Origin of the sequence: Rhodococcus sp. GA1 (assembly GCF_024321955.1) — a bacterium.
Taxonomy (GTDB): Bacteria; Actinomycetota; Actinomycetes; order Mycobacteriales; family Mycobacteriaceae; genus Rhodococcus; species Rhodococcus pyridinivorans.
In genome coordinates this window covers 1-24,691 of sequence record NZ_CP097188.1, presented here as the reverse complement: position 1 = coordinate 24,691, position 24,691 = coordinate 1, and the positions used below count along the sequence as shown (strand labels likewise).

Below are 24,691 nucleotides of genomic sequence, written 5' to 3'. Positions count from 1 at the left end.
CCACCGAGGGAAAAGTGGTGAGCCCCCTAATCGGGACTCAGCACTCACCTGGTCCTAGAAGTCAGACTGCGGCACGCAAGGACATCCGCGTGAGGTCTGCCGGACGTGAGAGTCAGGCGAAGAGCATGATTCCGTCATGTCTGATGATGTAGCTCTTAGGATGCGCCCGGCCGCCGGAACCCATCGTTGTCAATGGAGGATTCCTGCCGACCTGGCCAATACCAGGGAAAATCGGTCTGAAATAGTCCTGATCGCGATGACCGACGAGGACCCGGAAGGCGTCCAGGTGCCCGACGGAGATCAGGCTCCGGAAGGCGTCGAAGGGTCCGAAGGCGAGGACGAGCCAGAAGAGGGCGATGACGAACCCCGACTCTTCCCCGGTGACGTAAAACATGATCCGAATAGGTTCCCTCGGGGGACGCTGTATGGCTGGCTGCCAGATCCTGCGGTTGATCCAGAGTCGGGTGAGGCCCAGCACCTCCTACCGATGACATTCAAGCTTCCCTGGCTACATGGCAAGTTGGAGGACAATTCTTTCGACGTCCTGCTTCTCGATGTGACCATTACAGTGTGGAATTTGGGGCAGGCGGACATAACGGCCGCTGCTGCACTTACCGGAACCGATCTGCTCTCGTATCTGACGGACGGTGAAGTGCCCGCGTTCGTCGGTGCAACCATGCAAGTAACAAATCTCGACGCGATCTGCGGGTTCAGGCCACTGGCTAAGACAAAGTTCCCCGGCAGTTCGCCAGCTCAGACTTCCGATGAAACAAAGACGGATCAAGAGCAGCAGGTCGCGGAGTGGGGAGCTGTAGCAAACGACAAGAGCAATCAGACTTGGTCTGATGACGATGCCGAGCTTACCCTCGGATTCCGTACAGAATACTCGGTATTTGATCCGTATCACTTCAGGGTCGCATTTACCCCGATAGTTGAGATCGGCGTCGCTACTGGAATTACTCTACGTGATTGGATCGACCGTTGGGCTGATCCCTTGAAACGAATTGTTTCGGTAGCTACCGGCCGAGAGGAAGTAATTACACATTTATCTCTCAACCTGGAAGGTGGTCGAGATCAAGATTTCAGTGCCCAGGTGCAAGTCTGGGGCTCGGGTATCACGCAGGAGCCGTACTCCTCCAGGCAGCGTGCTATAAACGAGGCGAACAGCACATTTATAATCCCTCAGGATCACAGTTCGCTCCTGGATTTGATTCGCACGTGGTGCAGGCAACTCGACGACCACAACCCGATACTTGAAACTTACAACCCCGTCATGCTCCGGGACACTCAGCACCCTCGGGCGCGCTATCTCACGCTAGTCCCCTGTTTGGAGGGTCTGTACGGGTATCAGAATCGGAGTGAATTCGAAAAGAAAAGCAAGGATCGGATTGAGACTCGAGAAAAATTGCTCACCCGACTTAAGTGTTTGGTCGAGAACAAGGAAGTTGAGTTTGATTCGAAAGACTTGAATTTCGTAAAAAATAACATATCAAAACGCCCCCCTTCTGACTTGTCTGTTGCCTTGAGGAGATTGTTTCACCAGGTCGACGCCGATAGTTTGTTGGACAGGCTGAAATCAACAAATCTTGTCGTCGAGGTGGACAAAGGGTATGGCCATGACGGGCAGATAGGCCGCTCTCTGAGTCAGATAAGGAACGATCTTGCTCATGGAAACAGGGGCTACCCGGCCGGCGACCTTGCCGAGGTCTCGGACATACTCCACCGGATTGTGCGGGCGCAAATCCTAAGAACGCTTGATGTATCACAGGAAGCGCAAAAGCGAGCGCTTCGCATGTAGAAGGGAAGCAGTTGCCTCGCATGACCACGGTCTCGACCAAGTCCTGAACTCGGTCGAGACCGTGGCGGGTTTGTGGCGGTCGGTCGCCGGTGCCTGGGCGGGCACTTCCGCCGGCCGACCGCCACACCGAGGAAAGGCCAGGTGGTGAGCCCAGCCCTGTGTCCCTCGGCAGTCTCTAGGTCCGCACGTACCCCTCCGTATCGTCGGACCACTCCCACACGTGACCGTCATACGAGACCGGCCCGAACTCGTCGTCAGGATCGACCGGTTCGGCATCGCCCGAGTCGGTCAGATCGACCATCCGCGCAGCATCGATCACCGCAGGCCCCGCTCCATTGCCCGAGTCCGGGAGCGATCCGGTCGCGGCGACCGCCGCCGCGATCGGGGTCGGCCGCGTCGCGATGTCGACCGCGATCCACTCCCGCACCCCGTCGAGCAGCGTGACCTGCACGGTCGGCGGCTCACAACGCCCGTCGATACAGTCGCCGAACTCGTCGGAGTTGGCCGCCAGCCGTTGCAGAAGCGGTTGATAGACCTGGTAGTGCCAGCTTCCCGGCGACCACGAATGCACCTGACCGTCGCCGAGCTGTTCGTAGGCGACCTTGTGCGCCGACATCGCCGCCGTCAGTTCCTCGACCATCTTCGGATGCCGATACCAGCAGCCCTTGATCCGATCGGTGAGCCGGTAGCAGCCGCGAAACCACTCCACCCAGTCGATCAACTCGTCCCACAGCTGTTGTGCTTGTTCCTGGTCGAGATGCCGCCACGACAGCCGGCCCGGTGTGTACCCGCTCATCCGAACACCACTTCCCCGCCCGTGCGGGACCAGGCCCAATCGGGCAGCTCCCCCGTCTCGCAGACCCAGTTGTAGACCTCTCGAGAGTCGAGCACCCGCTTCTTCCAGTGCGGAATGTCCCACACCAGCGGGAGATGGACCCGAGCCGGAGCCGCACCCCGGTAGATCATCAATGCCTGGTCAGCAGGCATTCCGCGAATCTCCGGGGCGGTCATCACCTTCGTCTGCCGAGGAGCCTGCGTCGGAGACCACCACTGTTCGCGCTCACCGGTCAATCGGGAGATCTGCTCGAGCTCGTTCACATCACCGAGGCCGGGCAGGATGATCCGCACCGGCGAGTTCGTCGTGAACATCTTCCCCGCGCTCGGCCCCCATCGCCGGATGTTCTGCTCCTGACCGTGGCAGAACGCCCAGATCGAGATTCCTCGCCCGGCGCTGTCGGATACCTTGTCGGGCAGATCCGGGATGGGAGCGACGTTGTTGACCTCATCGAGAACGAACCGCACCGGAGGGTCGATTCTCTCCTCTGGGTACTCCCGGGAAATCTCTTTGGCCATGTAATACGCCTCCGCCGCCAACGCCGTGACGATCGGTGCACTCGAGCCGTAGGAGCCTTCGGAGATCAGATACAGCGTCCCGCCGTCGCGGATGAGCTGCGCGAGGTTCACCGACTCGTCGGCGGTGACATTGACTGCCGCCATCAGCTTCGGTGAGGCGAGGGGATCGAGCAGCGTCGAGACCGTCGACATCACATCGTCGACCGAATCCGATCCCGAGCCGCCGAGCTGCGAATACTCCACGCTCCACGTCGGCAGGTCCCGGTCCAGAATCTCCTTGACCTTCGGCACCTGCCGCTGCATCGCCCAGCGATAGAAGGTAGTCACATCCCCACCGGACACCGCGGCCGCATACAGACAGCACCGCAGGTACTTCGCTGCGTTCGTCGAGAAGTACCCACTGTTCTTGGTATCGCCGAGGGGAACGGCCTGCACCAGCGCATCGGCACGTCGGATCGCCGTGTCCGGGTCGTCGCAGCCGGCCAGCAGAGACCACCGCATCCGGGTCGGCCACCGCGTGATGCCCTCGGGGTCGAACACCTCGACCGGACCGGAGGCCAACCGCTGCCCCACCGTCGACCACAGCAGATCAGGTTTGGTGGTCGTGGCCAGCACGAACCCGACCGACTCGACGATCCGCTGCCAGGCCAACCGCCAGCTCTTGCCCGAACCGGTCGGACCCTCGACCAGCGTGCCGTCCCGGTACTGGACGAACACCTCGGCATCTTTGCCATGCTCGCCGTAGAGCGTGCCGATCCGGGTCGCCACCTGATGCGCGTCGATCTTGCGGGCCGGAGTATCACCCAGGCTCGCCCGGTTCGTCTTCGCGGCCTTCACCGCGCTCCTGCGGTCGAGACCGCGATTGCGCAGCTCCGCCCGATCCGCAAACCCTTCTTGGCGCGTGCGCTGAGCGCGCTGACGTGCCGACATCTTCCCGTCGATCACGAGGACGACGGCGATATAGACCAGCATCGCCGCGATCAGGCACACCCACACCGCGACCGCCGAGCCCGGCCGCGAGTCCTCGGGCCAGCCCCCCGTCGGATCGCCCGGCGTGAGCACCAACGCCCGCAGCACCGCCAACGTGCCGTACAGCCCTTCCGGAAACACCGGACCCGCCCCGGTCACCAGGCCGGCAACCGCGCCCCCGACGTACACCGTCCACAGCACCCCGCCGATCACCACGACCACCGGGCCGGTGCCGACCGGAATCACCGGCTGTGTCGGCCGCTGCTGATCCCGCGCGTTCACTGCACCACCCCCACCAGCTCGGCCAATTCCTCGGCATCGAGAGTGTCCGGGAGACGGGTCTGCCCGACCAGCGTGCTCGCCTCACCCCGAATGACCTCATCGGTGTCGGTGAGGGTGATCTCGAGCGGGGACCGCTCGTGCTTCATCAACACCGGATCGGACTTGCCCATCACGACGAGGCACTGCCCCTTGTGCATCGACATCAGCAGATCGACGCAGTATTCGGGCAGGTGGTACATGCGAACCGTCTGCTCGGCGTCGTCCACCCGGTCCTGCCCGTACAGGAACACGATCCCGGCTTCCTGCATCAACGCCCTGGCCGGAGAATCGGCCGGGAGGTCGGCGATGTGGTGGAACGCCGACACCGTGGACAGGCCCAGGCCGCGAGAGAGCTTCATGTTGTCGCGGAACACCCGGCCGGTGGAGCCTTCCGCGATGTGCCAGCCTTCCTCGACGATGAGAATGGTCTGCTTGTGCTCGGATGCTCGCGCCGCGAGTACATTCGACAGCCACGTGTTGATGACCGTCATCACCACCCGCAGCGCCGGTCCCTTGTTGGGCAGTTCGGACACGTCGAAGTGCACGAGCGGATGGTCGAGCGCATGACGGACATCGGCCGAGGTCGGCTGATCGACCAACCCGCGCAGATCCCCTTCGCAGAGCTGCCGCAGCGCCAGGCCCGGATCCCGACCCCACCGGCACGCTTCCTTCTCCCACACCGCACCGAAGGTGGCCGTCGCTTCTTCCGGCGTCGACAGCAGCAGATCTGCGACATCACGCAGGATCGGCTCGGTGCCCTCGCTGCGGGCACGTTCGTTGACCAGTCTCAGCGCCAGGTTCAGCGCCGCGATCTCCGTCTGCACCAACGTTCGCTGCATGGTGTCTTCGAGTACCGCGGCGATCAGCACTTCTTGACCGGCTGGCACGATGCCGCCGGAAGTGGTCACCGACGACGAAATCGCCGGGTCCATGATGTTCAACCGCGCTCCGTCACCGCCGGTCTTGAACCTGATCGACGGCACCCCCAGCGACTTGGCGAGCTCGGTGTACTCACCACCGCGATCACCCTGACGCTTCTTGTCGATCACCACGACCTGACGGCCGGCCGCGATCTGCCGCAGCCCCAGGGTGGTCTTGATCAGTGAGGACTTCGCCTTGCCGATGTCACCGACCACCGCGACGTTGATGTTCTCGATCTCACTGCCGTACAACGCGAACGGATCGGTGATGACCAGCGCATTCGACATCAGGTTCCGCCCCGACACGAGACCTTCGTGGCGCACGTTCTTGCGGGTGGTCGCCAGATTCAGCGCTTCGGCCTGCCGGGTCGTCGACCACACCCCTTCCGGGCGAGGTTCGTACCAGCCCCACCGGTCGAGCCACTTGTTGCGCTTCGGCGGACGCCGACGAGGAACCACCGGCGTGTCCACCTGACCCACCTCCGGCGCGGTCGGCGCAGGCGCAGCGCCCTTTGTGCGGCTGCGTAGTGACGGCATCAGACCCCCTTGGCCCGGGTGTACTTGGTGGCCGCGAGACCGCGGCCGAGCGGCAGAGTGAGAAATTGCGCGACATCGTGGCTGTCGTCGAACCAGGTGAACTCCTTGATGGCGGCTTGGTCGGCGGCCTGCTCGAGCCGCGCACACGCCCGCATCACCGCATCCTCATCCGGTGCGGTGACCGACACCGCCATCGACCAGATCACCCCGTGATGCCCCGATCCCGGCTTGAGGTCTTCGCGGCGACGCAGCGACGCCGACGCCATGACCTCCGATGCCCCGTCGGTGACCTGGCCTTTCTTTCGCTCCTTGTACTGGCGTGCTGCATCCTCGGTCGCGTCCTTGCGTGCCACCTGGCGCGCTTTGACCGCATCGACGAAATCCATCCGCACCTTCACCGTGCGGATCGTCGGCTGGGCCGGAATCCCTTCGACGGGATCGCCGGGGTCGGGGTCGACGCCGGTCAACAGCGGCGAGAGCCATTCGGCGTGCAGCGGGATCGGTTCGATCGAACCGGGCCGGATCAACCCGACACGGGTATCCCATCGATCGGACACCCGTGCCGACAGGTCCCCGCCGACATACGACGGCCAGCAGTTGCCCCAGCTCGCGCCACGATGGGCATCGAGCGCATAGGACGGATCGAGCATCGAGCGGAACACCGCACAGGCACGCTGTTGGCCGAGCACCTGCACCTGACCGAGTCGAGCCGAGGTCAGCGCACCGACCGCCCGCATGGTCTCCTCGACGATGACCTGGCCGATACCGGCCCTCACCTCTACGCCCTTACGCTTGGCGACCGCGCCGGCCGCCGACAGCAACTCGACCGACTTCGGGAAGATCAGCGTGGCGTAGCAACGATGCTCTTCCGACTCCGGGGCCAGACCGTCGATGAGCTGGCCGTAGGACTCGACCGCGGGCATCACCCGGTGTGCATGAGGATTCGCCCGCACCACCGATTCCATCCACGCCACATGCGGAGTCAGATCGGCCGGCACCGAGCGGTGCACCATCTCGAGCCCTCGAAGCAGCGAGGATCGGCGCGCGAACGAGGCCAGCGTGCGCGAGAACGCCTGCGAGGTCACCGCCCATTCCTCCGCGCCGCGCAACCCTTCGGCGAGCCCTTGAATCGACAGCACCACCGAGTAGTAGTTGTTGTCACCAGGCGTCCGGTGCTCGAGGATGAACATGTCATCGAGACCCGTATCGGTCAGATCCAGCGGAGCGACATCCCCGAGCGGCACCGGGAACTCCCAGCCCGGATCGGCCCCGAGCACCCCGTACAACTCATCACCGGGTGCCCGGTAGACGTGCTCACCGTGCTTTCGCCGCCGCCGATCTCGGATCCGGTGCAGCTTCTCCCCCGCCCATGACCGGCGGCCGCCCAAGTCGGTGGTCGCCCACAGGGTGCCGCCCACTACCGCGAGGACACCGGTCAGTGTCCAGATCGTCGATCCGAAGAAGACGAACAGGAACATCGAGACCATCAGCGCCGCTGCATAGGCGAACAGCACTGGTTCGGGAACGGGGATCAGTCCTCGGCGAGCGATTTCCGAGCCGAGGATCGAGGTGCGCTGCTCATTGTCACTCATCACTGATCTCCCATGCCCTCGGCCCGCTCGGGAGCGTTCTGCGCTGCCTGCGCCGCCTTGTTCAGTGCCGCACCGCCGACCGTCCCGGCCACTACCACCGCACCGACCCCGGCCGAGGCGACCGTGCCGGAGACGCCCTTGGCCGCACCCATGAGCTTGCGGGTGCTCGCCCCACCGTGCCCACTACCGCTATGACCTGCGGTAACACCCGAATGTTGGTGGGAGGTCGACCCGGCCGAACCATGAGACTTCGACCCGTTCGAGGTGGAGGCCCCTCCCCCACCGACGCCCCCGCCGCCGACAGGATGGGCGTGTGCCGCCCCTGCGGAGCGGGCCACAGCGACCTCACCGCCACCACCGCCGCGGGCCATCATCGCCATCTGCGCGGTCTGCAACGTGCCGCCCAGCCCCTGTCCGGTCGCCGAGCCGGTATCGCCGAAGCCTTCCGAATCTTCACTTGACGGCATGAACGGGGCGTACTTGAGCAGCGACCACGGTGCGAGCCCGACCAGTCCGATGCACACCGCCGACATCGCCAGGGCACCGAGCGATGCGAGGTCACCGTCGACGTAGGCCCCGGCGCTGCTGTCGATCAGCACCGTGGTCAAGAACCCCAGACCGAGGAAGATCACCGGCTTGGAAAACACGATCGAGATGAAGACGAAGATCGGGCGCATCGCCTTCTTCCGCAGGGTCGGATGCACCCACAATCCGAACGCGACACCGGTCAGGCCGGCGAGGATCGGCAAGGCAGCGGCGTGCATCAACATGCCGAAGAACAACGCCAACGACCCGAGAAACAACAACCCGAAGAACACGATGCCGGTCAGAGAGCCACCGACGACGGTGTCGCTCGTGATGCCTCCGAGCATCGTCGACACCGACACCACCGCCTGCTCCAAGTCCTGCTTGAGCAGGCCGGACAGGGAGGTGGTCAGCGCGTGCGAGAGCTGGACCAGCATTTCGGCGGCGGCCGGGGCGAACATCATCGACAGCACACCCAACGGGGCATATCCGATCAGGCTGTGCGCCAGTTCCATGCGGGTCGATTTCTGTGCCGAGGTTCGGTAGATCGTGAACAGTGCGGTGATCGACATGACGAACACCCCGATTCCGCAACTGACCGCGTACCACCGCAGGAAACCCTCGTCCCGCGGGTTGAACTCGTGGATGTTCGCCAAGCCCTCGAGGACCGAGGCGGTCAGCGATACCGCGCTTTCCTTGGTGCTGTTGGCCCAGTCGTCGATCACGCTGCCCGGATCGTCGATGAAGGCGATGACATCGCCGGCCTTGTCGAGAGCATCCATCCCGAGGCCGACACCGAGTTTGATGTGCAACGGGGTGGCAGCCTCGAGGACGACACCGCCGAGTTCGGCGAGGTCGACGAACCGGTCGGCGAGGTCTTTGTTCTGTTCCTTCCAGTTCCAGATGCCGCCGAACATCGCGCCGACCTGCTTGTTCCAGGACCGGCACTGCTTGAGTTCATCCGGCCCCGAAGCCTTGCCGCAGTCGAGGAAGTAGGCCCGGTTGCACAGCATCTCGTGGTCGCTGCACGGATTCTCGAAGATGTCGTCCGGCAGATTGTCGACCCACCGCTGCTGCTTCATCAGTTCGATGGAGCCCGCATCGGGCTTAGCCGCCCAGGTGAATCCCCAGGGATTTCCGGCAGACTCGGACCACTTCGCCAGATCAGCGGCGCACACCTTCGGCGGCGAGAATGTCTCGTCGCCGCCCGGGAAGGACTCGGGCCAGGTGGTCGGAGACTGGCCGTCGAGCACGGCCTGCTTCGCCTCTTCCTCCGATACGCCCATCAGGTCGGCGTACTGGGCGATGCGCTGCGTCACCGGGGACGCCCAGTAGAGAATCTGCTGGTCGAAGCGGAGGTACTGCGCGAGATACAGGCCGTAGTCGCCACCCTTGTCCGCACACGCCGGATCGGTCGACCACCCGGCCGCCTCGAACTCCGGGTGACCGGGAAAGAACTCTTTGAGTTCGTCGGGCATCCCGGCAGGCCACCCCTCGGCAGCGCCACTGAGCGGCTGCGCCCCCGCGGGCGTCGCACTCAAGGCCAACGCGAGCACCGCCAGCAGCACCGCAAGAAAAGTACGGACAAGGGATCGCATGATTACTCCACGAAGAAGGTGTATAGGCCGTTCGCGCCGAACTCGGCGAGAGTGGAATCCCCTTCGGGGAACGAGACCTCTTCGGGCTCGGGTCCGGAACGGAACGCCCAATCGACGGCCTTCCAGTCCCCGCCCTCCCACTCCAAGGTCACCGTCGTCGTCGACCAGAACGTCGTGATGCTGACCTTGCCCGTGCCGCTCAGATCCTCCTGGCTGGTCGAGACCGCCCACACCGACACCACCGCACGGTCGTCCGAATACTCGGTGACGTTGACCAAGGCCGGGATGGTGTTCATCACCGAGTCCTCGGAGTGAGACACGTTGTCCTCGACAATGGCGATCAGAGCATCGCTGGCGTCGTCACCCACCAGGCCGTTCTTCACGTCCTCGGCGGTGATCCGCCCGAGGGCGACCTGACTCACTGCCTGCACGAAGTTGGCAGCGGCGGTTTGCGCTCCGGCCTCGGTGCGGTCGTAGCCGTGCGGCACACCGTTGGTGATCGAGTTCGGCCCGTGCCCGGTCCGCACCGTGTCGGACTCCGAACCGCCCGATCCCCCGAGAAGGGTGACGAGGATCGTCACCACGAGAGCGGCCGGCAGGGCGATCTTGAACCACGTGGGCAGCTTGGCGAATCGCGCCTTCCAGCCGCCCGCCTCGACAGTGCTCGCCGAGGACGGCGGAGGTGGTGTGGCCGGGGCCGATTGCTGGGAGCCCGGCTTGATCGAGCTGAAATCGGGTGCCATCTGATTCTCCTAACAGTGCTGGTAGATCGGCTATCAGCCGTTGACGACGAACAAGATGGCGCCGACGATGATCCCGGCTCCGGCCACGCAACCGAACGCCACACCAGCGGTCTTGGCCGAATCCATCGAATCGCTCAATTCGCTCTGGTAGCCCCCGGCGCGAGCCTTGCGGATCTTGTAGAGCGAAATGATCAGGTTGACTGCGGATACCGCCAGGACCGCACCCCAGATACCGCCCGCAATCCGCGACCAGGTGCTTTGGAACGTAGGACCGAACACCCCCAGATCAGGGGAGATTCCGTCGAGCGGATTGTCGGTCTGAGCCGAGGCGGTACCGGCGGTGAGCAACACCGTGCCGATCGTGGCCGACAACAGGGACGCAGCGCGGGCCACGCTACGAGGTAGCGACCGCATCGAGGTATTGCGAGACATCACAGGGTTCCTTTCACACAGAAGGTCAGGCGTAGGGATCGAAGCTCGACGGCTTCGGTGGTTGCGGCCGTCGCGCCGGGGCCGGCGGTTGGTGCACCTCAGCGGCCGATTCGATCGAGGCATCCGGTTCGGGGGCCGCTTCCGCCGCCGCGGCGGCGGGCCGGTAATCCAGGGGCAGGTCCCGAGCCGGGTCCGTCTCAGGCACCCGGACAGCAGGAGCGGCAGCGGGTTCGGCTACCGGGGTCGGAGACGGCTCAGCTGTGGAAACCGACTCGGGAGCCGGGGCCGGCTGGGGCGCTACGAAGCTCGGAACGTTCGCCGCGAACGTCGGCGGATTCGGCTCCGGGGCGACCGCCGGAGCCGGTACCCCTTGCTGCCGGAGTCCGGCCTGCCGCTCGACGATGGCCTCGGCCAGCGCATCGGTCACCATCGCCGTGACATTCGTCCACGCGATGATCGAACTCTGCGACAACGCCTCGAGCGTGATCCGCTCACCGGTGGCGAAGACCGGCTCGAACGGGACCCGAACGTAGGTCTGCACCCCGAGAGAGTCGAACTCGTCGACAATCGCAGTTTCGAGGTTCGGATCGGACCCCGGCGTCGCGCACAGCAGCACGATCGCCGAACGCACCAGATGCTCGAAGCCCCGCTTACGGAGGCCGTCGAGCATCGCGTAGGCGTGCTGGGCCATGTCCCGGCGCATCGGCAGCGGCACCACCAGCACGTCGGCATGGCGTACCGCCCACTGCCACGCCCCGGCCTGCGGAGTGGTGGCTGTGTCGATAATCAGCAGGTCGCGGTGGCGACGAAGCACCGCGCCCAACGCCGCGCACTCGTCCTCGCCGAGCATGTCGTCATAGGAAGAATCGGTGTCCCCGGCCAGGATCTCGTCGTGGGTGGGCTGGAGCCGCAGATACGCCGCCAGCTCCCCCGCCTCGACGTCGGCGGACATCAGCCGCGATGCGTTGTCGAGGACATCCCACACCGTGCGTTCGATGGGTGCGGTGCGCGCTGCGCGAATGCCGAGGGTGCCGCCGGCCTCGCTCATGTCCACCGCCACGACCCCGCGGCCGCGATGCTTACCGAGCATCGCTGCCAGCGCAATCGTCGTCGGGGTCTTGCCGGCTCCGCCCTTGGTGTTGACCACAGCGACCGTGCCCGAACCCGGCAGCGTTCGCTGGATCGCTTCGACCGCCGCCCGGTGGCCTGTCTCTGCCGATGCCGGTGTCGGGGCCAGTTTCGTGCCCAGAGCTGCATTGATCCGGCCCCGCCAACCCCACTGGGCGGGCTGGGAAAGCGCCGGTGAGGCGGCCTCGTCGAACAGTGCGCCGTGCCCGGTGGGCGGCACTGCTGTCGGAGCGGTCGGCTCGTCGACGGCCGCGAGAGCATCTACTCCGACCCCGTACGGATCGGCGATGTCCTCGGCTACAGGCTCGGGAGCCGGAGCCGGTTCGGGTTCGACAGCGGGACGGTTCGGGCGTAGCCGCAGCCGACGCGGGTCGACGGTCGGTTCGTGGTTGTAGTCAGCGATGTCAGCCATCACGCTCACCTCACACAGTGGTGACGGACGACACGCGCCACCCGTCGCCGTTGTCGGTCAGCACCACGGCGACGTACTGCACGTCACTGCCGATCTCGGTGCCGCTGGAATCGGTGACCGTGCTGGTCACCTCGTACATGCCGTGATACTTCGTCGCGGTGTTGGCCTGTCCCTGGTTGGGGACCTCCACCGCCACGGCGGTGACCGTCGCGCCCTGCGACGCCCACTGTGCCCACTCACCGCTGGCCTTGACCGGGATCTGCACATCGGCGCGGACCTGCGCGTCGAGTTCGCCGGTCAGCGCGCCCAGATCGGCGGCCCGCACCGGGGCGTCGTTGCGATTGGTGTCGGTGCGGGTGTCATAGGAGAACCAGGTCTCGACGACCGTGCGGCCGAGCTCGCCCGGATCGTCGGTGTCGACCGGCGGTGACGCCGACACCGTCGACGGCTCGGGGGGTGCGGTGGCCTCGGTGGGAGGCCAAGCCTGCGTCGAGGTCGACCGCTGCGCAGTGGAGGTCGACGGCGCCCGATCCTGCTCGGACCCGGAGCTGCACCCCGCTACGGTCAGTGCCCCGGCGACGGCGCCGGCCAGGGCCAGTCGGCGGATCATTCGGCCACCACGAGGTCCGACAGGCGGATCGCCCGCCACTCGCCGAAACCGGGTTCGAGGCACCACTGCTCGGCCGGGTTTGCGGTCTGCACCACCTCGAGGTCGAGGATGACCTGCTTCTTCGCGGCCAGATCGGCCAGTTTCACGCCGTCGATGCGTTCGCTGCTCACCCGTAGGCGCAGGCGCACCGCCGCCGCGTCGAGGTGTTCACGGACCTTCGCCGCGAGGAACACCGCCTTGCCTGCGCTGGCCTCATCGGCCGAATCCTGATCGCCGGGCCGGAAGATCCGATCGTCCTTGTGGAACGAGCCGTACCATGCAACCTCGCTGGTGCCCGCGTTGCCGACGACGGCGAACGAGCCACGGTCGTCGCCGGCCGACCACAAGCCGACCACCGGCGCGTCCGCCGCGGCCGCCGTCAGTGCCTGCGCCCGTTCGCGCTGCTCACGCTCGCGCAGTGCGTCGTAGTCCACGTCGAACTGCTTGTAGAGCTCGCGCTTGACCTTCGGCCACTGGGTGCGCGTCATGAGCGTGTTCTCCGACGCCCATGCCCGCAGATCCGACGCCGTCAACTCCTCGACCTTCCGGGTCGATCCGAGGCTGCGGACCGCTGCCTCCGCCTTGTCCCATTCGTCGCTCACAGCCGTGGCGCCCTCTCTCTGGTGTCTCATCGTTCCCGATGTCCTGGTGTATGAAAACTGTTGTGTATCAAGTAAATCGCATGGCTCTGACATTCTCCGGCGGTGTCCATTCGGTGATCTGAACCTTCCCGCCCGACTGGGGTGCCTCCACAACCTTGTTGTCCCCCAGCCAGATCCACACATGACCCGGATACGGCTGCACGATGTCTCCGGGCCTCAAGTCCGAGGATGTGGTGATCGGTGTCCCACGAGGATCGCTCACCTGAGCCGAATCCTGGTGCGGCAGAACGACTCGTCCGTCCGTCGCTTGGGCGACTGCGTAGAGCACCAGGCCCGAGCAGTCGAACCCGATCTTGTTGTGGTCGCTATGCGCGTCGGCCACACCGCCGTCGGCGATGCCGCGCGTCGGGCCGCTGGTATCACCGCCGCCCCAGGCGTACTCGGTGCCCAGCCACCCGAGTGCCGCATCGACGACCGGTGAACTGGTCACCGGCGGCCGCGGAGCCTGGTCGACCCCGGCGAAGTCGGGGCGGCGAGCGATGATGTCGCGGACGTATCCGGTGGTCTCGGCGTTGCCGCACACCCCGCCGGAGGCGAGCGTGCCGCCGGGGCCGCAGTTGTAGGCCGAGAGCATCAACTCCGTGCCGTCACCGTGGACTTTCCCTTCACGAAGCCACTGCTGCGTCAGCTCCCACATCTGGCAGTCGTAGTCGGCCATCGACATCACCGCATCGCCGATCGAGTTCACATCGGCCACGCCGTCGCCGTCGTAGTCCTTACCGATTCCGCTCCACGTGGCGGGCATGAACTGGCCCGGTCCGCGTGCCCCGGACGCAGAGACCGGCGCGCTCGGGCCGTGGCGGAAGTTGTTCTCCTGGTAGAGCTGGGAGGCGAGCAGGGGTGCGTCGATCGCGTCGCAGGTCTGTGCCGCCTCGAGGATCCACTCGCGGAACTCCTCGGGCACCGAGCCGGCCTCGAGGGTGCTCCCACCGGGGCGAGCCAATCCGGCGCAGCCCGCACCGAGGGAGGTTTCGGCCGCCACCAGCCGCACGTTCGGCGTGGCCGGCCCCTGCTCGGGCGCATCGAGCTCGCCTGCATCGGCCAGCCAACCCATCGGGTCGATCGGGGATCCGCCGTCGAGCCGGCCACCGGGCCAGACCTCGAAGTGCAGGTGCGGGCCGGTCGAGCCACCGGCGTTGCCGACCGCGCCGATCAGATCGCCGGCCCGCACCTCATCGCCGACGTCGACGAGCACACCGCCGGGGTGCATGTGCCCGTACACGGTCGAGATGGTCCGCCCGTTCGAGGTGACCGAATCGACGATGATCCAGTTGTCGAAGCCGCCCTCATCACCGGGGCCGGAATCCCCCGCCGCGACCACGATCCCGTCCATCGGTGCGTAGAAGGGCGTGCCGATCGGGGCCGCAAGGTCGACCCCGTTGTGCTGCCCGCCCCACCGCGGGCCGAAGCCGGAGGTGAACGTATACGTGCCGGTCACCATCGGCTGCACCTTCTTACCGGAGGCGCCGCGCAGGCTGTTCGGCGACCGGGACGCTCCCTGCGTCGGCAGGCAGTTGTCCGGCTCGGGGTTGTCGCTGCCGCACATCACCAGCGACCCCATCACCGCGACGACACCAGCCGCCAGCGCGAATCTCGACGTCGAAGAAGCCACATCTCTCACCCCCTTTGCACGAGTGCTTGTCGACAGCCCGCCCAGGCCATGCACCGTGAGTGACTTCGCATCCGCCCGCCCGAGGTCGGATGCCGCGTTATTTCCGGGAAGGTGTCGGTTCTGGCGGCGGCACCACCCACCGCCAGAACCGCCCGGTGTTACCCGATCGCCTTGGCGAAGAGGTTCACCATCGTGTCGATCGCGGTGCCGGTTCCATCCGGCGACCAGCTCGGATAGGCGATGTGCGAATTCGAGGCGTAGAAGCTCGCCGCAGTGAATCCTTCCGCCACGAGCTGCCCGAGCTCGACCGCACTGTCACTGCTCGCCAGTGACATCACCGATCGGCTCAGGCCGGCCAGATCACTGTCCTGTACCTGCACCGCCATCAGCGATCCGATCGGATCGCCAGGATCGTGCAGCTGCTCCGGGCTCATCTTCTGCCCCGGCGTGAGCACGCCGAGGGCCACCTGCGCGAGCTCCACCGCGACCGGCATCAGCCGCGACAGCTCGAGCACGTTCCCGGTTTCGGCGACCGACCAGGCGATTTCCTGAATCTCGCCGACAGTGCGCGCCAACCGGATCACGTCGACGTTGCCGAGCAGATCGAGCACCACCGCCGCAACGGCGGCTGTGCCGGACGGATCCGGAACCATCGCCACCAGCCGCGAGAGCGTCTTGAAGTCCACCCCGGCCGCCATCTTCACCAGCGGGGAGAGCTGATTGTTCAGATCCCCCGCGATGGCGTGTGCGCCGCGCACATCCCCGGTGGCGAGCTTGCCCGGGAGCTGCTGCAACCCGGCCGCCACCGCCGGATAGTCGACCGCGGTCACGCCGGAGACGACGTTGAGCAGCTGATTGATGATCGTCGTCGGCTTGGCCACCGAGAGCACATGGGTGGCCGTCCGCAACTCCGGCGGACCCGAGGCCGCCAACGGCGACAGACCCGCCACCAGCGCGTCCGCCGAACTCGCCAGCGTCGCGACATCGACCGGCTCACCCGAGGTCCGCGCCTCGAGCAGAGCTGTGCTCGTGTCGGTCACCGCTTCGGCGGCCGAGAGCACCGCCGGAACGTCGACCTGCTCGAGCATGTCGAGCACACCCGCGGTCGTCGCCTCCGGCGACCCCGCGGGAGCCGAGGTGAACGTCTCGCGCGCACCCGGATTGCTGTCGATCCACGCACGCGCCTGGTCGACCGGCGTCAACGTCTCCGACACCAATCGAGCCTGCTGCGTCATCCGGGCGATGTTCGCTGCCGAGGTGGTCGACGTCGGCCCACCGCCGTCGAGCGAGGACACCGCCTCGGCCAGCCGCGTTGCCGCCCCGACCGCCGCCGACAGATCGGCATTGCGCCACTGTCCCGGCGAGGACAGCTCATCGACCAGCGACGATGGCGCCACTGTCGACTCCCCGGTGATCGTCGGAGTCTGCGGAGTCGCGGTCGAGGTGAGCTCGGCAGAGACATCCACCGCGCCGGGAGGGTTGGCGATGATCCGGCCCAGCGACGCCAGGAACGGTGTCGACTCACCGTCGGTGTTGCAGTACGCATCGTCCGGGTGGCAGATATCGAACACCTTGCCCGCGAGCGTGCCGAACCCCTCCGGCGCCGGCCCCGCGATGCCCTGGCCGGCGAGGGGCGGGCCGATCAACGTCGCACCCTCGGTGCCCCGCTTCGGATTGGCGAGCAGAATCACCGCCTTGACCTGCTGCGCAGGCACCGGGCCGAGGCCGTGGCCGATGTTGACGGCCAGATCGTTGCCGATCTGCGCGCCCTGGCTGTACCCGGCGACGACGAACTTCGACGTCGCACAGCGCTGCATCAACTCCGCCGCCGCCTCGTCGCCTCGCGACTTCGATTCGGCATACGAGGTGCCGTTGAAGAACGCCTCCCCCGGGTACGGCACATACAGCGCGTCGAGGTTCTTCCCGTATCGCTGTTCGAGCGCATTACCGACGGCCGCGAGCATCCCCGTCGGGGTGTTCGGATCGGCATTGGCCGAGGTCTCCGTCGTGCCGGGAATCATCAACGCGATCGTGCGCGCACAGCCGTTCGCCTCGGCAGCATGGGCCGGCGCCGGCGCCGTCATTGCGGCCGCGGCCGCCGCCGCGACCGTCAGGGCAATTCCTGCTTTCCTCATCCCGGACTATCCCCCGACCGCTTCGATGGAGCGGATCAGCACCCGGCCGTCCTCGGCCGTGGTCGTCGTGATGCGCTGCTTGAACTCGTAAGGGCGATCCGGGCGGACCTCGGTGATCTGCGCGCTGTAGGTGTTCGGGCCGATCGTCGTCACCTCGAGGCAATGCGTCGTGCCCAGCGGGACGGTGTCGATCCCCTGCTGAATCGTCGCCGCGTCGGGCAACGGCGCATCCGGTGCCATCAGCTCCCGCACCGCCGGACCCGACCGCAGCAGGTAGTAGCGGTGCTCGAGCGCCGCGATCACGCCCTCACCGGAGACCTGATCACCTTCGCCGGGTGAACACCGATCCTCCGCCGCAGCCGCCGTGGTCGGTGCCGCAGTTGCCGTCGCCGGAACCAAGCCACCGAAGTCCGCGTCGTCGTCGCCGCTCAGCGCGCCGACCAGCGCCGACACGCCCCAACCGGCCATGCCCACCACCGCGACAGCCGCCAGGCCGACGCCGCCGTAGAACAGCCCACGACCGACCGGTGAGCGGGTCGCGGAGGTGGTCGATCCCGCCACCGCCGACGCAGCCGGCCGAGCGGGGCGGCGACCGGCCTCGGCCGCCGCCACCACCCGAGACACCGACTCACGTGCACCAGCTCCCCCAGCGGAGGAGAAACGCTCCTCCGGCACCGGTGCCGACACGCACGTGCGCACCATGCGGGTTCGGGGTGCCGTCGCGTCGAGGACGCGCGGTGAACCCGGTAGGTTGCTCCGTTTCATCGCCTCGTCTCCCCCTCGACCGCGACTCAGACGCCGAGCGTCGGATCCGCGGCGCCGTCCTCAGCGGGAGCCCCGCCGGCGACACCGCCTCCGACCGCTTCACTGAGCAGACGCGAGGCCAAGCCCGGCGTCGCGTCCTCGAAGAAGGACCCGAGAGTGTCATCGACCTGCTCGATCACCTGCTCGCCGCCCGGCTGCGCTGCGACGAACTCGCGGGCCTGTGCATCGAGAGCCGGGGCGTCGGCCATGACGAACTGCGTCACCGCTTCGGCCACCGGAGCGGTGGCCGGATCGGCCTGCCACTCGGTGAGGGTGGAGGCGACCTGGTCGGTGATCGACTCCTGGTCGACGTCCGGAACCTCGATGTCAATGGGCGAACCATCCTCACCCGCGCCGTAGACGGTCCCGGCCGCAACACCGAGAGCGCCGCCGCCGACCGCACCGACCACGGCAGCAGGGACACCCGCCACCGCCGCGCCGATACCGGCCCCGGCCGCCGTACCGGCCACACCCCCGGGCACCCAGCCGATGCCGGGCACCAGGACGCTGCCTGCTCCCACGCCGAGGTTGCCGCCGATCGTGCCGCCGATCAGACCACCGGTGACCGCAGCCGGGACACCCAAGACGGCCGCGCCGCCGATCGCTCCGACCGCGCCACCAGCGACCTGCGCGGCCGCCAGACGCTCGGCCTCGGTCGTCTCGATGCCCACCGAACGGTAGCCATCGGTAACCATCGCCTCGATCGCGGCGGTGTTGCGGTTCACATCGTCCGCATCGGGATCGGACACCCAGTTCGGCTGCTCGAACAGCAGTCGACCGGCCCGAATCATCTTCGGCGGTGCCTGGATCGGCGCCGTCGGCTGGACTGCGACCGGCAGATGGAGCCGGCCCGGATCGATCGGGGCCGGCGCGCTGTAGTAGTCGGCATCGTAGATGCCGGTCTCGTAGTCGTACCCCGGCAGCGGGCGGGTCTCCCCCCGGTACTGCACCGGCACCGGAACCCAGTAATCGGCCTCGTTGTTCTCTGCCGGAGCTGGTTCGGGCGCAGGAGCCGGAGGCGTCGAGGTGATGCCCGCTTGGCCTCCGCCGCCGGGCTCGGGTGTCGAAGTGATCCCGGCCTGCCCCCCGCCGGAATTATCGGTCGGAGCCGCTGCCGCGGTCGGCGCCAGTGCGATGACCAATCCGGCAGCGGCCGGAGCCAGCGTGGCGGTGCTCAAGACCGCACTGGTTGCCCTGCGGCGGCGATGTCTGCTCACGAATAACCCTCCCGTTTCATGTGGCGCGCCGGGGGAGATAACCGCATGGCCCCCCGGCCGTTCGGTGCCCCTTGCGAGCGAGCTGAGCGTACTGATCGACCGCTTTCCCGCCCACTGCGGCTCTTTGTATCATAATACCACCGCAACTTACTACCGGAAATGCAAATCCGCACGTCAGGAAGGGTGCAAGATGGATGAGTTCCTAGCCCAGAATCTGTCCCAGCAGGGAGGGAGATTGTCGAGAAGCACGGTTCGCGGCTTCAGTGGAGCCCGGCTTCGCCGCCTACGGGAAGCGCGCGGACTGACCGGAGACGACCTGGCCGATGCCGCAGGCATCTCCGAAGCCACGCTGCGCTCCTGGGAGATCGGGCGTGCCAATCCCACGCCCAGCCTTCTTGCCGACGTCGCGAAGAAGCTGCGCGTGACAATCGGTGACCTGCTCGTCCTTCGCTCCGACGAACTCACCCTCGCCGATCTTCGCACCCTCGCCGGCCTCAACCAGGCCGATGTCGCGCAAAAGCTCGGCGTCGGCACCACCACACTCACCCGCATAGAGAAGGGCCGGCGCGACTACGACCCTGAGGTCGCCCGCGAACTCGCACGCATCTACAAGGTCAAAGTCCGCGAGCTCCGCACCGTATGGGAGCGCACCCGGCAGATCCGCCTCGACATGCTCGAGAAGCTCTAGGCCGACCTCGTTCGGCGAAGTTAGAACCGTACAATAAAACCACGCGCCACGCCGAGGTGCGCGGAAACTGACAAAGGCCACTCGGCCCGCTAACCTGAAGCAGATTCATCGGCCGATCTTGAAGAACGGGGGGTTCGCACAATGGCACAGCCACACAAAGGCGACCGCGCCGCGATAACTCTACGTATCCCCGCGGAGCTGCATCAACAGCTCCGTCGGGACGCCGAAGACGCCAGGATCGCGCTGTCTCAGTACGTCGCCGACCTACTCGCACTCCAAGCCGGTAGGCCGGACCTTGCCCGCGAGATCAAGGCGGTGCCCGTGTAAACCCCAGCCCAGAGGGACGGTAGCCGCCAACTAGACGCCCCTCAGAAGCGGAAAACCCCCCACCGGCCAAGGTGGAGGGTTCTCCAAACCAAATATCTGCCCGATCGGTCGCCAAACGTTTCGGGCATTCGAACTTTCTCTCCCAGAAAGTCTTCGCTATGCATCTTAGCGAGCGCACCGCGCTTGATTCAACTTTTGTCCACACGAGGCGTGCCAACCGTCGAGGCCCCGGCCGCGCCGCTCCCAAGACCCGCCGCGGCCGCCGTCGCGGTAGCTACCACCTCCACGTCGCCGATGGCGCCTACTCCCCCATCCCCGTCTGGGACTCCCGCGCCGGATGGATGCGCCAGATCATCACCTGGGCGCGCAGCGACACCGGCATCCAAATCTGCCGTCAGCACCGCGTCGCCCCGGACAAGTTCATCGCCGCCGCGAACGCGCACGCCGCCTATGCCGACGAATCCACCGGCCGCAGCCTTACCGCCGCTCGGGAAACCCTCGCCGAGTACGCCGGCATCAGCACCGACGTCCTCGACCGAGCCCGCCGGATCCTTCGCCGCATCGGAGCCGCAGTCGAAATCGTATGCGGTCGCTACCTGACCATCGCCGAACGCATCGAGGCCAGTCTCACCCACGGAGGCCGCCAGCTCCGCGCCGCTTCCGTATGGGCATTGACCAGCAAGTTTGCGCTGGATCCTTCGGTTTATCCCCAGTTTCCGAATCATGCGGATCTACCGGAGAACCCCTTGGGTTCTACAGGTATCTCTTGTTCTCGAGTAATCACCAACGCGCGCGCTTCGCGCCGCGCCCGGGCTCTGACGAAAGCTTCCCGTAGTCCACGACCCCTGCACGCTCAGATCGCCGCTGCGCGCCTGGCAGACAGGCTTGCACCTGTCATGCCCGGCTACCGAGGTATCGACCGCCACGGCCACTACGTGCCCGGTACCGACCACCAGCACATCGGAAGCATCACCGACGCACTCCTCGACGCGGACATCGACACCACCCGCTGGACCGGAGACGCCATCGCCGACCGGATCACCGAGTTCCGCCGCGACCGCACCCTGCTGCACCTAGCGTCCCCGACAGCCTTCCTGCGCTGGCAACTCCGCGCCCTCACCGACGTATGGGCCGGACCCACCCCCGCCGAACGCCGTGCCCAGATCCGGGCCGAACGCGCCGCAGCTCGCGATGCAGAGCTCGCCCGTCGCGCCGTCAACCACCCGGCCAGTGAACAAACCCGAGCGAGAGCGAAGGAACAGCTTCGACGGGTCCTCGCAAGACACCAAGCTGATAAAGCAACTGGACGGCTTTACCCTGATCGCTTCGGCCGGCGTGTTCAGGGTCGTTAGGTCGAGGATCGGTCCTCTCGTGAGAGGCAAGTTAGGCAACGCAGTCGTCGCAGCACTCTCGATCTGAGAGGCTGCGACGACTGCATGAATCCGATTCGCGAAGGTCCTTCTAGATGTTGCGGGTCATGACGTTGTAGACACCAGGCCAGGCGGGGGCTGAGCGAAGCGGACGGGTCTTCCGCGGCAGGATGAGAAGTACCACCAACGCATCCGCCAACAGGAAGAACCCGTCCGTGCTCCACCGTAACGCCCCGCTGTCCGTCGAGGGTCGCCGCCGTCTCGTGCAGCGGTGTCAGACCCGTCCGATCTCCCACGTCGCCGCCGAGATGGGCATCTCCCGCGCTTGTGCCAGCAAATGGGTACACCGCCACCGGCAGTTCGGTGAGTTGGGTCTGCTCGATCGCCCCAGCGTGCCGCACCACCAACCCACCACCACCGCCGCCGAGGTGGTGGTCCGGATCGAGCAGCTACGGCGTGAGAAGAAGTGGTCGGCACGGCGCATCGCCCTCGAACTGGCCACCGACGGGTGCCCGATCTCGGTGCGCACCGTCAGCCGGCACCTGGCGCACCTCGGCCTGAACCGACGCAGGTTCCTCGACCCGACCGGAGACAGCAACCGCGAACCCCGGCGGATCGTCGCGCATTGGCCCGGCCACATGGTGCACGTCGACATCAAGAAGGTCGGTCGGATCCCCGATGGCGGCGGCTGGCGCGTGCACGGTCGCGGCAGCGAGCACGCCAAGAGGGTCGAACGCGCCAAGGCTGCCGGGGCCCGCGCCGGCTACGTGTACCTGCATTCGGCTGTGGACGGGTTCTCCCGCCTGGCGTATACCGAAGCGTTGCCCGACGAGAAAGCTTCGACCGCAATCGGGTTCGTGCACCGGGCCCGGGTGTTCTTCGCCGCTCACGGCATCGGCCACATCCACCGCATCGTGACCGACAACGGGTCCTGCTACCGCGCGAAGGACTTCGCGAAGGTGCTGCACGGGGCTCGGCATCAGCGAATCACCCCGTACACCCCACGGCACAACGGCAAGGTCGAGCGCTACAACCGGATCCTGGCCGAAGAGTTCCTCTACGCCCGCACCTGGACCAGCGAACAGCAACGATCGGAGGCCCTGCACGTGTGGAACGTGCACTACAACTACCATCGACCCCACACTGCCGTCGGCGACCGACCGCCCGCGAGCAAGCTCCGCGCCGGTGTCACCAACGTCATGGCCTCATACATCTAGAACAGGGCGAACTCATTCACCGGGGACACGCCAGAATCGGACTCGACCCGGGAACGATTTCACGTGAGCTGCGCCGCAACGCGGCGACCCGAAGCGGATAGCAGGTCCCTGGCGGCGCAGTGGAAGGCGCAACAGGCCGCCAACGTCCGAAGGTTGCGAAGCTGGTGGGCAGCGATGCGTTGCGCGAGTACGTGCAGGAACGGCTCGCCGGCAACGTTCGGCACGATGAAGTGGGTCGACTGGTTCAACAGTCGCCGGCTCCACAGCACCCTCGGCTACATCACGCCCGAAGAGTTCGAGGCGATCCACTCTCCAACCGGAGTTGTCGCCAGCATAGGAGCGGCAAGGAACCCGGCACGGTTCAGGGTGCCGCGATCGGTATGGAAGATCACTGCTCGGGACGCTGGCCCTTCATGGCCACCGTCATCGCCCGTACATCCTCGACTGAGATCGGCGCGCATCGAGGTCGACCGCCTCTTTGTCGATCGCCGGTACGGCTACTACAAGACCCAATCGTTTCGCGACATGCGCGATAGGACGTCATCGCACCACAGCGTCCAGATCCTCGAAGACGACGTCAGCGCCTGGTGTGGAACGCGAACCCGAAACCCTTCGTGTGGACCAAGACCGCGGATGTGATCCGCGGCCTACTGCACCCGAGTCAATAAAACAATCAATGACTCAGGACACTAGAAGCCTTCCCCCTCCGACGCTTCGCCCTGCCGCGCGTCTGCCCGGTAGGCAGTGGGCGACAGCCCAAACTGCAGTTTGAACGACCGGGTGAAATGGCTGGCATCTGAGAACTGCCAGCGTGCCGCAATAGAGGAGATAGACAGATCCGTTGCCGCCAGATCCGCCCGGGCGCGGAGGAGGCGGCGCCTCCGAACCGCACTCCCCAAAGTTTCGCCAGTCTCGGCGAACACCCGATGAACCGTGCGGACCGACACCGCATGTGCGGCCGCGACCTCCGTCGGGGTGATGTGGAGCCTTGCCAGGTGTTGGTCGATCCACCGGTCCATTGATGTCCTCAGCGCCGGAATGGTTCCGCTCACCGGCAGATCGGTTCCGGGCCTCAATGCGCCCTCGATCAGCTCGAGTGTGGCGTTGCGCGCCGATATCGTTGCCTGCAATGAGAGCTGCGGCAGTGCGACCCAGAGCGAATCGAGATAGCTCATCAGCAGTCGCGCGGCGGGCGAGCTAACGAATCTGTCCCCCTGAGGGACGACGGCTTGCATTGGTTCGAATACCCGCTCGGGGATCATCAACAGCCGCTTGCGGAGGTTGCGCTGGATGTCGAAGCGCGCGGCGCGGGTGGAGTCCCATAGGAGCGCGTCGCCCGGCCGCAGCGCCGTCCTCGTGCCGCCCTGCGCTACCACTTCCTCACCGCGCTCGATCATCAACAAGATCATGTACCGCTGATCGCTGTCGGCGATCGTGCTGGTCGTACGTGCCGCCGACGAGCGGCCGCACTGAAGATCGACGAGTGCCAGCTCCGCGATCCACCGACGGCGCAGGTACTCGCGATGGAACGGGGCCTCAGGGGCGACCGCACCCATCGCCAGCGAGAAGCCGAACGCTGAGGTTGCCGATTCCCATTGGGTCGCGCGATCGGTCGCTGAAATGCTCTCCACGTCGAGCGCTCCGGTAGTCAACAAACGAGTTACCTCCGCATGTCCTGCCAT

General features: G+C 66.1%; 20 protein-coding genes and 1 pseudogene. 6 read left to right on the top strand and 15 right to left on the bottom strand.

Translation table 11 applies throughout. The features are described 5' to 3' along the window. Nucleotides 1-136 precede the first annotated feature (136 nt). A complete protein-coding gene (locus M3330_RS24160; RefSeq protein WP_162919255.1) occupies nt 137-1,798 on the top strand; it encodes a hypothetical protein in 1,662 nt (553 codons plus the stop codon). Between the two features lie 175 nt (nt 1,799-1,973). Here the strand turns inward: M3330_RS24160 and M3330_RS24155 are convergent, their stop codons facing one another. From M3330_RS24155 to M3330_RS24090, 14 genes are all read right to left on the bottom strand, one after another. Beyond that, nucleotides 1,974-2,594, bottom strand: coding sequence for a hypothetical protein (locus tag M3330_RS24155; protein ID WP_119699195.1), 621 nt, complete (start codon nt 2,592-2,594; stop codon nt 1,974-1,976). Continuing rightward, entirely contained in the window at nt 2,591-4,402 is a 1,812-nt protein-coding gene (locus tag M3330_RS24150; protein ID WP_244213151.1) for a type IV secretory system conjugative DNA transfer family protein, read from the bottom strand. Before M3330_RS24150 ends, M3330_RS24155 begins: the two co-directional genes overlap by 4 nt. Next, nucleotides 4,399-5,832: an ATP/GTP-binding protein gene (locus M3330_RS24145; RefSeq protein ID WP_119699204.1), complete on the bottom strand. Its 1,434-nt coding sequence runs from the start codon at nt 5,830-5,832 to the stop codon at nt 4,399-4,401. The genes M3330_RS24150 and M3330_RS24145 overlap by 4 nt, the downstream gene beginning before the upstream one ends. A gap of 65 nt (nt 5,833-5,897) precedes the next feature. After that, nucleotides 5,898-7,490 carry a hypothetical protein gene (locus tag M3330_RS24140; RefSeq protein WP_119699194.1) on the bottom strand — a complete coding sequence of 531 codons (1,593 nt, stop codon included), beginning with the start codon at nt 7,488-7,490 and terminating at the stop codon, nt 5,898-5,900. Beyond that, complete coding sequence (locus M3330_RS24135) at nt 7,490-9,613, bottom strand: hypothetical protein (protein ID WP_119699193.1); 2,124 nt, start codon at nt 9,611-9,613, stop codon at nt 7,490-7,492. The genes M3330_RS24140 and M3330_RS24135 overlap by 1 nt, the downstream gene beginning before the upstream one ends. Nucleotides 9,614-9,615: 2 nt before the next feature. Beyond that, the gene (locus M3330_RS24130) at nt 9,616-10,356 is read right to left on the bottom strand and encodes a hypothetical protein (RefSeq protein ID WP_119699192.1); all 741 of its coding nucleotides are present in this window, start codon (nt 10,354-10,356) and stop codon (nt 9,616-9,618) included. 33 nt (nt 10,357-10,389) lie between these two features. After that, nucleotides 10,390-10,707 (bottom strand): hypothetical protein, encoded by a 318-nt coding sequence (locus M3330_RS24125; protein ID WP_225623901.1) that lies wholly within the window; start codon nt 10,705-10,707, stop codon nt 10,390-10,392. Nucleotides 10,708-10,813: 106 nt separating this feature from the next. After that, nucleotides 10,814-12,328 (bottom strand): AAA family ATPase, encoded by a 1,515-nt coding sequence (locus M3330_RS24120; RefSeq protein ID WP_119699203.1) that lies wholly within the window; start codon nt 12,326-12,328, stop codon nt 10,814-10,816. A 10-nt stretch (nt 12,329-12,338) separates the two neighbouring features. Continuing rightward, the gene (locus tag M3330_RS24115; protein ID WP_119699191.1) at nt 12,339-12,938 is read right to left on the bottom strand and encodes a hypothetical protein; all 600 of its coding nucleotides are present in this window, start codon (nt 12,936-12,938) and stop codon (nt 12,339-12,341) included. Beyond that, a complete protein-coding gene (locus tag M3330_RS24110) occupies nt 12,935-13,609 on the bottom strand; it encodes a hypothetical protein (RefSeq protein WP_244213148.1) in 675 nt (224 codons plus the stop codon). Before M3330_RS24110 ends, M3330_RS24115 begins: the two co-directional genes overlap by 4 nt. A gap of 37 nt (nt 13,610-13,646) precedes the next feature. Beyond that, nucleotides 13,647-15,251 carry a peptidoglycan DD-metalloendopeptidase family protein gene (locus M3330_RS24105; protein ID WP_244213147.1) on the bottom strand — a complete coding sequence of 535 codons (1,605 nt, stop codon included), beginning with the start codon at nt 15,249-15,251 and terminating at the stop codon, nt 13,647-13,649. Nucleotides 15,252-15,409: 158 nt separating this feature from the next. Then, nucleotides 15,410-17,386 (bottom strand): cutinase family protein, encoded by a 1,977-nt coding sequence (locus tag M3330_RS24100; protein ID WP_119699189.1) that lies wholly within the window; start codon nt 17,384-17,386, stop codon nt 15,410-15,412. A 6-nt stretch (nt 17,387-17,392) separates the two neighbouring features. Next, entirely contained in the window at nt 17,393-18,151 is a 759-nt protein-coding gene (locus M3330_RS24095) for a hypothetical protein (protein ID WP_255029446.1), read from the bottom strand. Nucleotides 18,152-18,177: 26 nt separating this feature from the next. Then, on the bottom strand, nt 18,178-19,368 hold the full coding sequence (locus M3330_RS24090; RefSeq protein WP_244213146.1) for an insoluble domain protein: 1,191 nt from the start codon (nt 19,366-19,368) through the stop codon (nt 18,178-18,180). A 229-nt stretch (nt 19,369-19,597) separates the two neighbouring features. Here M3330_RS24090 and M3330_RS24085 point away from each other — a divergent pair, with 229 nt between their 5' ends. The 5 genes and pseudogenes from M3330_RS24085 to M3330_RS24065 form a co-directional block, all read left to right on the top strand. Then, nucleotides 19,598-20,095: a helix-turn-helix transcriptional regulator gene (locus tag M3330_RS24085; protein WP_174824749.1), complete on the top strand. Its 498-nt coding sequence runs from the start codon at nt 19,598-19,600 to the stop codon at nt 20,093-20,095. A gap of 141 nt (nt 20,096-20,236) precedes the next feature. Beyond that, a complete protein-coding gene (locus M3330_RS24080; protein ID WP_003939322.1) occupies nt 20,237-20,422 on the top strand; it encodes a toxin-antitoxin system HicB family antitoxin in 186 nt (61 codons plus the stop codon). 341 nt (nt 20,423-20,763) lie between these two features. Further along, entirely contained in the window at nt 20,764-21,774 is a 1,011-nt protein-coding gene (locus tag M3330_RS24075; RefSeq protein WP_119699187.1) for a replication protein, read from the top strand. 233 nt (nt 21,775-22,007) lie between these two features. Further along, the gene (locus M3330_RS24070; protein ID WP_119699186.1) at nt 22,008-23,009 is read left to right on the top strand and encodes an IS481 family transposase; all 1,002 of its coding nucleotides are present in this window, start codon (nt 22,008-22,010) and stop codon (nt 23,007-23,009) included. A 29-nt stretch (nt 23,010-23,038) separates the two neighbouring features. Next, nucleotides 23,039-23,239, top strand: a pseudogene (locus M3330_RS24065) (IS30 family transposase); the annotation flags it as partial. A 459-nt stretch (nt 23,240-23,698) separates the two neighbouring features. Here M3330_RS24065 and M3330_RS24060 read toward each other — a convergent pair. Further along, nucleotides 23,699-24,691, bottom strand: a complete 993-nt coding sequence (locus tag M3330_RS24060) for a helix-turn-helix domain-containing protein (RefSeq protein ID WP_082661309.1) — start codon at nt 24,689-24,691, stop codon at nt 23,699-23,701.